The sequence below is a fragment of the Kitasatospora sp. NPDC091335 genome (assembly GCF_044757205.1).
Taxonomy (GTDB): Bacteria; Actinomycetota; Actinomycetes; order Streptomycetales; family Streptomycetaceae; genus Kitasatospora.
Map to the genome: position 1 here is coordinate 24092 of NZ_JBIVUM010000010.1, position 12637 is coordinate 36728.

Consider the following 12637-nt stretch of genomic DNA (forward strand, 5'->3'; position numbering starts at 1 on the left):
CAATCACACAGATCTTTTCCTCCCCGGGGGGCCTTGTCGCCACCCCCCGGGCTTGGGAGCTTCCCCTCCGGGCAAAGCCGTGACCAACCACCCGGGCCCGGGGGGGGGGGCCCCGGGGGCCCCCCCCCCGCGTCCACGTGGTCATGTGGTCATGTGGTCAGCGGCAGATCGCGCAGTTGGCGGCGAGAGGTGATGCCGAGCTTGCGGAAGATGTTCCGCAGATGGGCGTCGATGGTGCGCGGGCTCAGGAAGAGCGCCGTGCCCACCTCCTTCGATGTCGCCCCCGTGGCGACCAGCCGGGCGATCTGGAACTCCTGAGCAGTGAGGCGGGTCGGCGCGTCACCGACCCGCTTCCGCGCGCGGGCGCCGGTCGCGGCGAGCTCACGGGCGGCCCGTCCCGCGAACGCCGCCGCCCCGAGCACGGACAACTGCTCGTACGCCGCCTGTAGCTCCACCCGCGCTTCGGACCGTCGGCCTTCGCGGCGCAGCCATTCGCCGTAGACCAGTCGGGCTCGCGCGACGTGCGGGGCGCCGTCGCAGCGGCCGAGACGCTCGATCGCCTCCTGGTACAGCTTCTCGGCGGTCGGCCCCTTGGTGAGCAGGGCCCGTGAGCGCAGCTCGGTCCCGAGCGCCCACTCGGAGCCGCTCGCGGCCGTGCGCTCGGACAGAAGCTCCATGACGGGCTCCGCGAGATCAGGGCGTCCGGCGTGCGTCGCGGCCTCGATGAACTCCACGGGTATCCAGGAGTGGAAGCTGATCTCATCGAGGTCGGCTGCTGCTCGGCACGCCTCCAGGGCAGCGTCGTAGCGGCCCAGGCCGTTGAGCAGTACGGTCCGGGCGTACTCAGTGGCGCTGAGGAGCCGTCCCTCGCCGCGCGTTTCGGCGTCACGGGCGGCGATGTCGGCAAGCCGGGCGGTGCGCCTCTCGTCGCCGCGCCAGGCCGCCACGGTGACGTCGACGTGGATCATGGCCGGGGTGCCGAGTTCCGCCGCGATCGCGTGCGCCTCGTCGACCAGCGCGGCGGCGTTGGCGAACTCGCCCGCGTGGACATGCGCGAGGGCCCGGTAGCTCAAGGCCACGGGCAGTTCGGCGAGCATGCCCGCGCTGCGCACCAGTTCGAGCTGACGGGAGGCCAGCTCCCGCCATGCCGCGTCGTCCCACAAGTCCATCGCGGGACCGCAGGCCGCCCACAACTGGCCCACGTCGTACGCGTCGCGTCCCGCACCGCGCCGGTAGATGTCCACGGCCTGGCGCAGTTCGGGAACCGCCTCCGTGTACCCGTCCCTGACCTGGGTGGTCAATCCGTCGAGCAGCCGGTCGAGCGGGCGCGGATCCGATGGGGTGGGGCTCATGGCACGGGCGGTCTCGGCGATGTCGAGCATACGGTCAGCGGTGGTGAACCGGCCGACGAACACCGCTGCCGCAAGGGACTCGAGGAATACCTCGCGGGCCGACAAGGTGTCGAGCGGTGCCATGAACCTGGCCGCTCGAAGCAGCTTCTCGACCGCGGCGTCGTCCCGGTTCCTGTCGAACGCCATCCGCGCGCGCAGCATGGCCACCGTGGCACGCTGGAGGCCGTCGAGCGGTCCGGCTTCCGCCATGGACAGCAGGGACAACGCGGAGTCCGCGGCGCCGCTGTCACGCTTGGCACACGCGGCGACGACGGCTCGCACAGCGCGGCGGGCGGGATCCGGCGTCAGATTCGCGGCCTTCTCCAGGAAGGCCGCCGCGGCGGCGACGCCGCCGCGGGCCCGGGCCCGGTCGGCCGATCGTTCCAGCGCCGCGGCGACGTCCTCGTCCGGCCTGCACGCAGCCTGCGCGCAGTGCCACGCCTTGCGGTCGGGCTCGGTGTCCGTGATGGCCTCGGCCAACGCACGATGTACCGTGCGGCGCTCGTCGAGGGCAGCGGACCGGTAGACAGTCGAACGCGCCAGCGGATGGTGGAATCGCACCCGGCCGCCGATGGCCACCAGGCCGGACTCCTCGGCGTGCGTCACCGCGTCATCGGGTACGCCGAGTTGCTCCGCCGCCGCGTCCAGAAGCACCGGGCTGCCGGTCGGATCGGCCGCCGCGATCAACAGCAGGGTCCGTGTCCCGGCCGGGAGTTCGGCCAGTCTCGCCCGGTAGCTCGCCTCGACCTTCCCCGAGGTGGGCGACGCCGCGGGCAGCGCGAACCCACCGGCGAGCTCGGCGGTGCGGGGCAGTTCGAGGAGGGCGAGCGGATTGCCGCGCGCCTCGGCGATGATGCGGTCGCACACGGCACCGTCGAGAGGCGCGTGGATCTGCGACGCGAGGAGCCGGCGGGCGTCGTCGTCGGCCAGTCCGCGGAGCGTCAGTTCGGGCAGGCCCGCGAGTTCGTGGCGTTCGCTCGCGTCGCGCTCGGCGAACAACAGTGCCACGGGTTCGTCCTGGAGCCGGCGCGCGACGAAGGCCAGGGCCTGCGCGGATGCCTGGTCGAGCCAGTGCGCGTCGTCGACGACGCACAGCACAGGCTGCTCGGCCGCGGCCTCGGAGAGGAGGTTGAGCACCGCCAAGCCCACGTGGAAGCGGTTGGGTACGCAGTCCGTGGACCGTCCGAACGCCCCGTCGAGTGCCTCGCGTTGCGGCGCGGGCAGCCGTTCCTGCCAGTGCAGAGCCGGCTTGCAGAGCTGGTGAAGCGCGGCGAACGCGAGTTCCGACTCGAATTCGGCGCCGACGGCGCGCAACACCTTCAGGCCCGGTGCCGTCGGGGCATGGTCGATGAGCGCGGTCTTCCCGATGCCCGGCTCTCCCCGCACCACCAAGGCGCCGCCGCGCCGGGACCGAACGCCGTCGAGCAGCCGATCCAAGGCGTCCGACTCGCCGCGTCGGCCGAGGAGCCCCGGATGGCCGATTCCCGGGCGGGATCCCCTCATCAGAGGGCCCGTTCGGTGCACACGTCGATGTCGGCCGACGGCGCAACCGACGGTGTACACGTCCTCTCGGCCCAGGTGCCGACACGTACCGGTGCAGCACGGTGTCGGCCGTCCAAGTGGGTTCTGCCGACGCGAACACGGGCTCCGCCTGCGGGTTTGGCCATAGAACTCCCTTTCGCTCCCGAATGCGACGCGAGCCGACGCGAGCCGACGCGTCTTGAGAGTCCCACCGGTCTTGTTGACATGTCAACAAGTAGCGATGGCCCTGCCTGTGCCTAGCCCCACAGACGCTCCGGCATCCCGTGCCCCGCTCCGAAGACCCACACCCCGGCTACCGGGCCAGGGCCGCCCAGCCCATCTCCAGGAGAACCGATGACGCCACCCGCACCCCGCGAACCCCAGACCACGAACCCCGGCCCGCCGCCGCCCTTCGACCCCGAGCTCGCCCCGGCGCTCGCGCCTCTGGCGGCGGTCCTGCCGCCGGCGATCCTGCCGTCCATGATCTCCTCCGTGCGTCATTCCATCGCCGGCCGGCGGCCGTCGGACGAAGACCTGGCGCGCGGCGGAGCGATCGAGGTGCGGGAGCACCGGATCCCGGGCCCGCCCGGCGCACCTGACGTCTCACCGCTGATCTGCCGCCCGCGTACCGCCGACTTCCCCAGACCGGCCGTGTACTTCACCCACCTGTGGCCGGGCGGATTCCATGGCTTCGACGCCATGGCGCCGGAAGCGGCACTGTCCCAAACCGCCCGCGCGGCCCGGCTGCGCCGGGTCCTGTAGACGTGCTCCGGTCCGGCCGGCCCTTCCCTCGGACACCGCGCGAAGCCGCTTGAGGGCCTCCGGCTACGATTTCCGAACCAGTGGACACACACCCAGAAGAGTGACCTCATGAACGAACCACGCTGGCTCGACGTGCGTGAGGCGGCTGTCTGGAAGAAGTACCGGGACCTTCAGCGCCAACTGCAGAGCGCTCTGGACCGGCAGCTCGCCCACGACTCCGTGTTGTCCGGAGCCGACTACGCGGTGCTCGTCCCCCTGTCCGAGTCGCCGGGCGACGTCCTACGGGCCCGGGAGCTCCAGGTCGAGCTGGGCTGGGAACGGAGTCGGCTGTCGCATCAGATAAGCCGCATGGAGACGCGCGGCATGGTCGCCCGCGAGCCGTGCGAGAACGACGCACGCGGCTCGATGGTGCGGATGACCGCCCAGGGCCGGGCCGCGATCGAGGCCGCCGCGCCGCAGCACGTCGAGACCGTCCGCCGCTACTTCTTCGACCCGCTCTCCCACGACGAAGTCGAAACGCTGGGCGTACTCCTCGACCGGCTCCTCGGCTCACTTTCACGCGAGGCGGACTGACGTTCCTCCGGCCGCCCCCTCACCTGGCTGATCACGACGCGGTTCCCGCACACGCCGCACGGCGCCGCACCGGATCGCGCCGCCGGCAGAGCCCGCGCAACCCCGCCGCATAGGCGACCGTCACCGATGCGAGTCGGCCGGGACACTGCGAGGATCGGCTGTGACAGACCTGAGTGAGGAGTCGGGATGAGGATCACCGTTGTGGGGCGAGGCCGTGTCGGAGGCGGCCTGGCCAGTCTGTGGGAGAAGGCCGGCCATGAGGTGACCGGTCTTGGCCGCGCCGGCGGCGACGCGGCCGGTGCCGACGTCCTGGTGGTCGCGGTGCCGGGCTCGGCGATCGCCGACGCGCTGGCGCGGGTGTCGGGGCTGGCCGGGCAGGTGACCATCGACGCCTGCAACCTCTACGGTCCGCGGGACGACTCCTTCCCTTCTCTGTCCCACCAGGTGAAGTCGATCGTCGGCGGACCGACCGCGAAGTCGTTCTCGACGAACTTCGCCTCGATGTACGACCGGATCGAGGCGCAGCGCGTTCGCCCGGGCAACCTCTACGCCGCCGAAGCGTCCGCGCGGGAGACGACCGAGCAGTTGATCCGGGATGCCGGCTACGACCCCGTCTTCGTCGGCGACCTCGATCCCGGCGCCCGCCTGCTCGAAGACAGCTCAGCACTCACCCGTGCGCTGGCCGGACAGCTGGGCCCCTTCTTCTACCGCTACGGACGTTCCGGCGAGCTGTGAACCATCGCCTTCCGCGACACGTGTCCAAGGGGCAAACCACCCCGTGGCCACCGCCGCGATCACCGGCAGCACCACCTCCGGCCTCCCGGAGCGACCTCGGTCGGGCCTAGCCACACAGCTCATCGCAGCCTGCCCCGTTTCCTGAGCAACGATCGGTCGCCCGCCTCGTCCTTGTCCTGGTGCATTCCCAGGCGGGCCTGGGCGTCGTAATGGTTCACCAGCGCGGTGTCGGGCGGGTACGAGGCGGCCGTGGCCGTGTCGTACCCGGCGGCCCGAAGGCGCTGCGTCGCAGACGGACCATCCAGTCGGGGAACGCGAGGACACGGGCGCCGTTCACGTCGATGGCCTGCCGCGTGTACCGGTACGGCTGCCAGTGCCAGCCCAGGCATGCGGTGCGCACGGACATCTGGTGGCCGCGGACCGTCGCGGCGCGCAGGGGGACCGGGCCTCGCACCCACTCGTGGAACCGGTCCGTGATCCACTTCTGCTCTCCCATGGGCAGCCGGTTCGGGATGTGGGTGGCGCCCGGGGCGATGTCTCCGGCCCCTCCGTTCGCCTCGGTGCCGCTCATGCCGCGGCCTCCAGGTCCAGCAGCGCGGTCTTGGCCTCGACTCCGCCGATGTAGCCGCCGAGGGTGCCGTCGGTGCGCAGCACGCGGTGGCACGGGACGACGATCGGCAGCGGGTTGGTCGCACAGGCCGTGCCCACCGCCCGGACGGCCTTGGGGTTGCCGACGAGTTCGGCCATGTCGCGGTAGCTGCGGGTCTGCCCGTACCCGATCTCGGGCAGATGCGTCTGCACCAGGCGCCGGAACCCGCGCGACAGGGACAGGTCCAGCGGCACGTCGAAGACCCGGCGGCTGCGGGAGAAGTACTCGTCGATCTCGCGAGCCGCCCTCTCCAGCCGCCTGGGCGCGCGCAGGATCCGCGGGCTGAGCTTGTGGCTGAGGGCTTCCAGAACCTGGTCGTGGTCCTCACCGTCGAACGCCACGCGGACCAGCCCCTTCGGGGTGGCGGCGAGCAGCAGCCTGCCGACGGGCGAGTCGATGGTCGTGTAGGCGACATCGATCAGGTCGGCCTGCTCGGCGGCCTGCTCCAGACGGAGGTGGAGTCGGCGAAGAGCGTCGGCGTCCACGGGTGTCGCCAGCAGGACGGCCGTGTCGTCATCGTTGCGCATGTCGCTCACGACGATGCTCCTTTCGTGATCGCTCCCGGATAGTGTTTCCTGAGATTCTTCAGCCCGTCCGCAGCGGCCCTGCGAGCCGCCTCGACGGTGCCGCCGAGGATCTCCGCGATCTCGGCGTACGCCAGCCCCGCCACATACCGGTAGGCGATGGCCTGACGCTGCTTGCCGGGCAGTTCCTTCACCGCGGCCCACAGGCCGGTGTCCTCGGCATCCGGGACGCCCTGTCCTCCCGACGCTTCCGGTACCTCCTCGACCGGCAGGGGGTTCCGCTTCGCGGCGCGCAGCACGTCGATCGCCTTGCGGTGCGCGATCGTCACGAGCCACGCCTCCACGTTCGCCGTCTCCGGCAGATCGGGATAGGCACGCATGGCGGCCAGGAAGGTCTCCGACCACGCGTCGTCCGCATCGTGCGGGCCGAGGACGACCCGGCAGACGCGCAGCACGGTCGCGCCATGCCGCACAACCACGCTCTCGAACGGTTGTTTCATGTCCATCCCAGTGAAGACGTACGTGAGGTGATAATCGTGAGATTCCGCTTCAGAACAATCGTCCGGCGTCGCCCGCGGGCGGCTCCTCGAGCTCCAGCAGCGCCTGCTTGCGCTTCAGCCCGCCGGCGTACCCGGTCAGAGCCCCGGTGGAGCCGACGACGCGGTGGCACGGGACGAAGATGCACAGCGGGTTCGCGCCCACGGCCTGTCCGACCTGCTGCGCGAGACCACGGCCCCCGACCTGCTCGGCGATACGGCCGTAGGTGGTCGTGTCGCCGCACTGGATGCTCTTCACGATGTCCCAGACGGCGTGCTGGAACGAGTCGCCCTCGGCCGCGAGCGGAAGATCGAACTGCCTGCGGCGCCCCGCCAGGTAGTCGCCCAGCTGACGGACCGCTTCGTTCAGCAACGGGTCCGTCGCGTCACCGACCTCGGGGCCGAACGCCTCCTGCGGGGGCCGGCGCATGTGCTGCCCGAAGTACAGGCCGGTGACCGCCTCGAACCTGGCGACGATCGTGATCGGCCCAAGGTACGTCTCGATCTCGACATGCCGAGTATTCATCTGCCTCTCCCTTCTCCTGGCAGGTAGACGCACGGCACCCGCAGAACGTGAGATCGCATCCGGATCCGTCCAAGCCAGGGCGGTGTGCTGGTCGAGCAGCGCGCGGGCCTGGCCGTAGGAGATCTTCAAGGCCCGCCGCGGGCCGCCGCAGGCTGCTGCCGACTGTGGTTTGCGGGTTCAGTTCGCTTGGCGGGGCCAGCACGTCATCATCTGATGGGGCACTACACCACCGAGATCCTCCCCGGCCCCAGCTAGCCGACAGCGTTCAGCCGGACACCACCCGTACCACGTCTCCGCAGGTCAGCGCACTCTCCCCCGCGCCTTCAGCGGGATGTCGGGCAGCGCCGGGGCCGCCAGCCGGTCGCCGGCGTAGCCGTGCACCTCGCCGAAGCGGGTGCCGGACTCCCAGTCCTCCCGCGCCCGCGCGATGTCCTCGGTGGAGCGCCCGATGAAGTTCCACCACATGACGATCTTCTCGTCGAAGGGCTCGCCGCCGAGCAGCAGGACGGCGGCGTCGCCGTGGGCGCGGAGGGGGAGGTCGGGGCGGCCGCAGCCGAGGTAGAGCATGGAGCCGGGTTCGACCGGGACGCCGTCGGCGTCGACGCGGCCGGTCATGGCGAGGACGGCGTACTCGAAGTCGGGGACGAGCGGGAGGCGGAGCTCGGCGCCGTCGGTGAGGGCGAGGTCGGCGCCGACCAGCGGGGTGTGGGTGGTGCCCGGCGAGGTGGCGGTGTCGAGGGTGCCGAGGATGACGGTGGCGCGCAGGCCCGGGCGGGTGAGCACGGGCAGGTCGGGGTGGTGCTCGAAGGCGGGGGCGGTGTGCCGGCTGCCCTCCGGGAGGGCGACCCAGAGCTGGGCGCCGTGCAGGTGGCGGGCGTGCGGGCGCGGGGACTCCTCGGAGTGCGAGATGGCCCGGCCCGAGGTCATCAGGCCCAGTTCGTACGGCCGGACGGTCTGGAGGCTGCCGAGGCTGTCGCGGTGCAGCACCTCGCCCTGGTGGAGCCAGCTGACCGTCTGGAGGCCCATGTGGGGGTGCGGCGGGACCTGCATGCCCGGCTCGTCGGCGATGTCGTCGGGTCCGTAGTGGTCCACGAAGCACCAGGCGCCGACCATCCGGCGACCCAGGTTGGGCAGCAGCCGGCGGACCACCGTGCTCCCACCGAGCGGGAACTGACGGGCCGTCAGCAGATCACGGACCGGGCCGGTGCTGGCCTCGCGGCCGCAGCTGGTCGGGGCGGGCTCGAGGTCGAGGTTGCTCATCGCGGTTCCACCACCGTACGGAGAGGGCCGGGCGGGGCCCCGGAGGGCGCCGCCACCGATCATCCGTCACGGTGCGGTGTTCCTCCACCCGCGCCCGGCCATCCGGCGGCACCGGCACACCGGGGCGGCAGCCGGGGCCGGCGGACGGGCCTCAGTGCCCGCAGGCCCACCAGGCGTCCGCCGCCGCCTTGTCGGCGAGTTCCCGCAGGTTGCGGACCGCCTCGGCCGGGTCCTCGGCCCCGTACACCGCCGAGCCGGCCACGAACACGTCCGCGCCCGCCTCCGCGCAGCGCTCGATCGTGCCGGCCGAGACGCCGCCGTCCACCTGGAGCCACAGTTCCAGGTCGTGCCTGGCGATCAGCTCCCGGGTGCGGCGGATCTTCGGCAGCATGATGTCCAGGAACGCCTGGCCGCCGAAGCCGGGCTCGACGGTCATGATCAGCACCATGTCGAGCTCGGGCAGCAGGTCCTCGTAGGGCTCGATCGGGGTGCCGGGCTTGAGCGCCATCGAGGCGCGGGCGCCCTTGGCGCGGATCTCGCGGGCGAGCCGGACGGGCGCGGCGGCGGCCTCGACGTGGAAGGTGACGGAGCCCGCGCCGGCCTCGACGTACTGCGGGGCCCAGCGGTCCGGGTCCTCGATCATCAGGTGGCAGTCGAGCGGGATGTCGGTGGCGCGGGCGAGCGACTCGACCACCGGGACGCCGAGGGTGAGGTTGGGCACGAAGTGGTTGTCCATGACGTCCACGTGCAGCCAGTCGGAACCCCGGGCGGCCTCGGCCTCGTCGGCGAGCCGGGCGAAGTCGGCGGACAGGATGCTGGGGTTGATCTGGGCCATGGCCGACTACCTTCGTGCGTGGGCTTGCGAGGGCTGGGCGCCCCGGAGCGGGCACCTCATCCCATCATCCCGCGCCGCACCGCCGCCGACCGCACTCCGCGGCTGCCACGTGACCGTCGTCACACCCGTTTCGGGGTTACCGGGGCCGTCGCCGTGGTCATCAGCCCTGGAGCGGTCCACGCACCCACCCCGGCGGCCCGAGTACGTCCCGGCACGTCCGAGTTCGTCCCGGTATCTCCAGGGCACCCGGGCACTTCCGAGGGCGGGGACTCGCCGCCGCGGCGCCTGCCGGAGGCCGTCCCGACCAGTCGAGTTCCCGCCCCGCCGGGAGCTCCGTCCGAGGAAGGTCTCCCGATGGCCGATCTCGTCCATCCCGCCCGCGCGCTGTGGTGGCTCTTCGAGCCGGTGCACACCGTCACCTACTTCCTGCCCGAGGGCCGCGCCGCCTTCGAGGAGGCCGGTCTGCACGGCCGCCTGCACGGCTACTTCGCCAGCCGCGCGGCCCCGCTCGGCGCGGTGGACGCCCCGCCGGTGACCGCCGCGTTCTTCAGCTTCTCCCCGTCGATGGTCGAGCGCGCCCTGCCGGAGGTGTGGAACCACGCGAGCCCGGACGAGGCGCTGGCCGCCCGGCTGAAGGGCTCGGCGGCGATCCTGGGCGGGCTGCTGGAGCACGTGGACAGGGACCAGGTCGAACTGGTCGCCGGGACGCTGGAGCAGGCCGCCGCCCGGCTGGACTGCGCCGGCCGGGTGCTGGCCGCGGCCAACGCGGCGCTGCCCCGCCCGAGCGGCCTGTACGAGCGGCTCTGGCAGAGCGCCACCGTGATGCGCGAGCACCGCGGCGACGGCCACGTGGCCGCGCTGGTGGCGGCCGGGCTGGACGGCTGCGAGGCGCTGGTGGTCCGCTGCGCGATGGACCTGCGGCGCGAGGACCTCCAGCCGCTGCGCGGATGGAGGGACGCCGAGTGGGAGGCGGCCGCCGAGCGCCTGGTCGAGCGCGGCTGGCTGACCGCCGAAGGTGCGGTCACCGAGCTCGGCCGGATCGGCCACCAGGCCCTGGAGGCCGCCACCGACCTGGCCGCCGCCCGGGTCTGGGAGGACTACCCGCGGACCGAACTCGACCGGCTGGCGGCCGCGTTGAAGCCGATCTCGGCACTCTGTCGCAGCCGGCTGCCGATCAACCCGATGGGACTGCCGGACAACCAGTGACCGGTCGGCCGGTGACCGGACCCCGGTGACCGGCCGGCGAGGTCAACCGGCAAGGTCAGTCGGGCGAGGTCAGCCGGCCGGGGACGCCCCGGGCGGGCCGAGCACGATCCCCCGCCCGGCGTAGAACCGCCCGAACGACCGCCACGGCACGCGCGCGAAGGCCTGCGACTCCCCCGGGAAACCGGACGGGTTGTGGATCAGCAGCGCCGTGTCCGTGGCGCCCACCGCCAGCACCAGGTGCCCGCCGCGCCGCACCGGCTCCGGCCCGTGCGGCTCCCGGATCGACGGGTGCACCGACACCATCACCAGCCGCCCGCCGGCCACCTCCGCCGACACCTCCGCGGGCGTCAACTCCCTTGCGTCCGCCGCCAGTCCCCAGCGGCTCCGGACGTAGGAGGCGAACGGTGCGTGGATCAGCCCGCGCAGGCCGTCGCCGTCCCGTACGTACCCGCCGGCCGCCACGCACTCGGCGGCGAGCGCCATCGCCGCCGGGGCCACGCCCCACCAGTGCTCCAGCGCCATCCGCAGGCAGGCCACCCCGCACAGCCGCCAGGACCACCACGCGTACTCCTCCGGGGTGGCCGCGCCGGACTGGCCCCAGCGCGGGTCGGCGGAGGCGTCCAGCCGCCCGTCGACGATCTCCCGCACCAGCTCCGCCGACTCCCACTGCGCCCGGTACGGCACCTCGTGCACCACCCGCAGCGGCCGTACCGGCGCCTCCGGCCGCGCCCCGCCCTGATCCACCATCCCCCGAAGCTCTCACGGCACGGGGACCCGGACAACTCGCGACACTCCCGTGCCGCCGCCCCGTCCGCCCCGCCTACCCGCCTGCCTCGTCCGCCCCGCCGCCCCCCGGCTCCCGGTGGGCCAGCCGCTGCGCCGCGCGCCGGCCGCGCGCCTCCACCGGCAGCGAGCCGGTGGCGCCGGCCAGGCCGAACGGCGGCATGTCGAAGTAGATCGACTCGTACCCGCCCTCCGGCACGATGTACGTCTCGTGCCAGAGCCCGACGTGCCCGCGCGCCTTGCCCTCCCGCAGTTTGCGGTTGGCGATGCCCCACACGGTGTGGTGGAAGCCGTCCGGCGCACTCGCGTAGCCGTACAGCTTCTCCTTGGACTCCCAGTACTGGACGACGTAGTAGGTGCGCGGCGAGGCGGTCAGCAGGATGCGGCCGCGCAGGCCGCGTTCGGGGGCCCGGCGCAGCTCGTACAGCATCCGGAACATCGCGAACATCACCGGGCCCCAGTGGTGCACGGCCCAGAACCGGTTGATCCGCATGCCGATCAGCAGCACCACCGTGTCGCCGGTGGCGGCGGCGGTGGTGTAGCCCGGCTGCGGCCTGGCGAACAAGGACATCCCTGCCTCCCCGCACCCATGCTCATGTAAGCGGTGATTACATCAGCGCCGGATGACCCGGTCAAGGCGCGCGGCAACCACAATTCGGTTACCGCGCAGGCCGGTTGGCGACGCCCTGGCCGAAGGTGTCGAGCACCTGCCCGGCCAGCTCCTCCGCCCTCCCGGCCGGCAGGTAGCCGTCCACGATCATCTGCGCCAGCCCGTACACCAGCGCCTGCCCGGCCAGCCCGACCAGCGCCGGATCCCCCGGGCGCAGCCGGCCCGCCTCCTGGTCGGCGACGATCAGGTCCATCAACGCCCGGTCGATGCCGTCCAGTTGCTCGCGCAGCTCGGGTTCCCTGACGGCCGTGAACACCCGCGAGCGCACCAGCTCGAACCGGCGCGGATGGTGCAGCGCGTACCGGACGAACCCCAGCCCGATCGCCCGCATGCCCGAGCCGCCGTCCGGCCCGGCGGCCGCCAGCTGCGCCTCCTGCCAGCCCACGAGGTCGGCCAGCACCCGGTCCGCCAGTGCGGTCAACAGCGCCTGCCGGTCGGCGAAGTGGCGGAACGGCGCCCCCGCCGACACCCCCGCCCGGCGCGCCACCTCCCGCACGCTCACCTTCTCCTGCCCCTGCTCGTCCAGCACCTCGAACGCCGCCGCCACCAGCGCCTCCGGCAGCGCCCCGTGGTGGTACGCCCCCCGGCCCCCGCCACGCTCCCCGCCCCGCACCCGCGCCTGCTCCCGCTCCCTCATGCCTGCCTTGCTACCACAGCGGGGCGATT

Annotated in this window: 14 protein-coding genes; 4 read left to right on the forward strand and 10 right to left on the reverse strand. The window is 72.7% G+C overall.

Translation table 11 applies throughout. From position 1 onward, the window contains the following. Nucleotides 1-149 precede the first annotated feature (149 nt). Entirely contained in the window at nucleotides 150-2894 is a 2745-nt protein-coding gene (locus ACIQOW_RS21530) for an AAA family ATPase (RefSeq protein WP_401087318.1), read from the reverse strand. A 372-nt stretch (nucleotides 2895-3266) separates the two neighbouring features. Between ACIQOW_RS21530 and ACIQOW_RS21535 the strand changes: the two genes are divergently transcribed. The 3 genes from ACIQOW_RS21535 to ACIQOW_RS21545 all read left to right on the forward strand — a co-directional run bounded on the left by ACIQOW_RS21535 (nucleotide 3267) and on the right by ACIQOW_RS21545 (nucleotide 4982). After that, nucleotides 3267-3674, forward strand: coding sequence for a hypothetical protein (locus ACIQOW_RS21535; RefSeq protein WP_401087319.1), 408 nt, complete (start codon nucleotides 3267-3269; stop codon nucleotides 3672-3674). Nucleotides 3675-3782: 108 nt separating this feature from the next. After that, nucleotides 3783-4247, forward strand: coding sequence for a MarR family winged helix-turn-helix transcriptional regulator (locus tag ACIQOW_RS21540; protein ID WP_401087321.1), 465 nt, complete (start codon nucleotides 3783-3785; stop codon nucleotides 4245-4247). Between the two features lie 186 nt (nucleotides 4248-4433). Next, entirely contained in the window at nucleotides 4434-4982 is a 549-nt protein-coding gene (locus tag ACIQOW_RS21545) for a dinucleotide-binding protein (protein WP_401087323.1), read from the forward strand. Nucleotides 4983-5101: 119 nt separating this feature from the next. On the opposite strand, the gene ACIQOW_RS21550 is transcribed toward ACIQOW_RS21545, so the two are convergent. The 6 genes from ACIQOW_RS21550 to rpe form a co-directional block, all read right to left on the reverse strand. Beyond that, a complete protein-coding gene (locus tag ACIQOW_RS21550; protein WP_401087325.1) occupies nucleotides 5102-5371 on the reverse strand; it encodes an alpha-ketoglutarate-dependent dioxygenase AlkB in 270 nt (89 codons plus the stop codon). A gap of 178 nt (nucleotides 5372-5549) precedes the next feature. Then, complete coding sequence (locus tag ACIQOW_RS21555) at nucleotides 5550-6158, reverse strand: methylated-DNA--[protein]-cysteine S-methyltransferase (RefSeq protein ID WP_401087734.1); 609 nt, start codon at nucleotides 6156-6158, stop codon at nucleotides 5550-5552. Between the two features lie 5 nt (nucleotides 6159-6163). Next, on the reverse strand, nucleotides 6164-6655 hold the full coding sequence (locus tag ACIQOW_RS21560) for an RNA polymerase sigma factor (RefSeq protein ID WP_401087327.1): 492 nt from the start codon (nucleotides 6653-6655) through the stop codon (nucleotides 6164-6166). Between the two features lie 49 nt (nucleotides 6656-6704). Beyond that, nucleotides 6705-7346: a methylated-DNA--[protein]-cysteine S-methyltransferase gene (locus tag ACIQOW_RS21565; protein WP_401087329.1), complete on the reverse strand. Its 642-nt coding sequence runs from the start codon at nucleotides 7344-7346 to the stop codon at nucleotides 6705-6707. Nucleotides 7347-7517: 171 nt separating this feature from the next. Beyond that, the gene (locus ACIQOW_RS21570; protein WP_401087331.1) at nucleotides 7518-8477 is read right to left on the reverse strand and encodes a pirin family protein; all 960 of its coding nucleotides are present in this window, start codon (nucleotides 8475-8477) and stop codon (nucleotides 7518-7520) included. A gap of 151 nt (nucleotides 8478-8628) precedes the next feature. Next, the gene (gene rpe / locus ACIQOW_RS21575; protein ID WP_401087333.1) at nucleotides 8629-9312 is read right to left on the reverse strand and encodes a ribulose-phosphate 3-epimerase; all 684 of its coding nucleotides are present in this window, start codon (nucleotides 9310-9312) and stop codon (nucleotides 8629-8631) included. Nucleotides 9313-9666: 354 nt separating this feature from the next. On the opposite strand from rpe, the gene ACIQOW_RS21580 reads away from it, so the two are divergent. Continuing rightward, nucleotides 9667-10518: a hypothetical protein gene (locus ACIQOW_RS21580; protein ID WP_401087335.1), complete on the forward strand. Its 852-nt coding sequence runs from the start codon at nucleotides 9667-9669 to the stop codon at nucleotides 10516-10518. 69 nt (nucleotides 10519-10587) lie between these two features. Here ACIQOW_RS21580 and ACIQOW_RS21585 read toward each other — a convergent pair whose 3' ends face one another. From ACIQOW_RS21585 to ACIQOW_RS21595, 3 genes are all read right to left on the reverse strand, one after another. Further along, nucleotides 10588-11265, reverse strand: coding sequence for a C39 family peptidase (locus ACIQOW_RS21585; RefSeq protein ID WP_401087337.1), 678 nt, complete (start codon nucleotides 11263-11265; stop codon nucleotides 10588-10590). Between the two features lie 73 nt (nucleotides 11266-11338). Next, the gene (locus ACIQOW_RS21590) at nucleotides 11339-11872 is read right to left on the reverse strand and encodes a DUF4188 domain-containing protein (protein ID WP_401087339.1); all 534 of its coding nucleotides are present in this window, start codon (nucleotides 11870-11872) and stop codon (nucleotides 11339-11341) included. 88 nt (nucleotides 11873-11960) lie between these two features. Next, on the reverse strand, nucleotides 11961-12608 hold the full coding sequence (locus ACIQOW_RS21595; RefSeq protein ID WP_401087341.1) for a TetR/AcrR family transcriptional regulator: 648 nt from the start codon (nucleotides 12606-12608) through the stop codon (nucleotides 11961-11963). Nucleotides 12609-12637 lie beyond the last annotated feature (29 nt).

What these genes read in the sequence shown, in the direction of transcription:
- ACIQOW_RS21590 (WP_401087339.1), bottom strand. Translation starts at nt 11,872, where the DNA reads ATGTCCTTGTTCGCCAGGCCGCAGCCGGGCTACACCACCGCCGCCGCC.
- ACIQOW_RS21555 (WP_401087734.1), bottom strand. Translation starts at nt 6,158, where the DNA reads ATGCGCAACGATGACGACACGGCCGTCCTGCTGGCGACACCCGTGGAC.
- ACIQOW_RS21550 (WP_401087325.1), bottom strand. Translation starts at nt 5,371, where the DNA reads ATGCCTGGGCTGGCACTGGCAGCCGTACCGGTACACGCGGCAGGCCAT.
- ACIQOW_RS21560 (WP_401087327.1), bottom strand. Translation starts at nt 6,655, where the DNA reads ATGAAACAACCGTTCGAGAGCGTGGTTGTGCGGCATGGCGCGACCGTG.
- ACIQOW_RS21535 (WP_401087319.1), top strand. Translation starts at nt 3,267, where the DNA reads ATGACGCCACCCGCACCCCGCGAACCCCAGACCACGAACCCCGGCCCG.
- ACIQOW_RS21530 (WP_401087318.1), bottom strand. Translation starts at nt 2,894, where the DNA reads ATGAGGGGATCCCGCCCGGGAATCGGCCATCCGGGGCTCCTCGGCCGA.
- ACIQOW_RS21570 (WP_401087331.1), bottom strand. Translation starts at nt 8,477, where the DNA reads ATGAGCAACCTCGACCTCGAGCCCGCCCCGACCAGCTGCGGCCGCGAG.
- rpe (WP_401087333.1), bottom strand. Translation starts at nt 9,312, where the DNA reads ATGGCCCAGATCAACCCCAGCATCCTGTCCGCCGACTTCGCCCGGCTC.
- ACIQOW_RS21580 (WP_401087335.1), top strand. Translation starts at nt 9,667, where the DNA reads ATGGCCGATCTCGTCCATCCCGCCCGCGCGCTGTGGTGGCTCTTCGAG.
- ACIQOW_RS21545 (WP_401087323.1), top strand. Translation starts at nt 4,434, where the DNA reads ATGAGGATCACCGTTGTGGGGCGAGGCCGTGTCGGAGGCGGCCTGGCC.
- ACIQOW_RS21595 (WP_401087341.1), bottom strand. Translation starts at nt 12,608, where the DNA reads ATGAGGGAGCGGGAGCAGGCGCGGGTGCGGGGCGGGGAGCGTGGCGGG.
- ACIQOW_RS21585 (WP_401087337.1), bottom strand. Translation starts at nt 11,265, where the DNA reads ATGGTGGATCAGGGCGGGGCGCGGCCGGAGGCGCCGGTACGGCCGCTG.
- ACIQOW_RS21540 (WP_401087321.1), top strand. Translation starts at nt 3,783, where the DNA reads ATGAACGAACCACGCTGGCTCGACGTGCGTGAGGCGGCTGTCTGGAAG.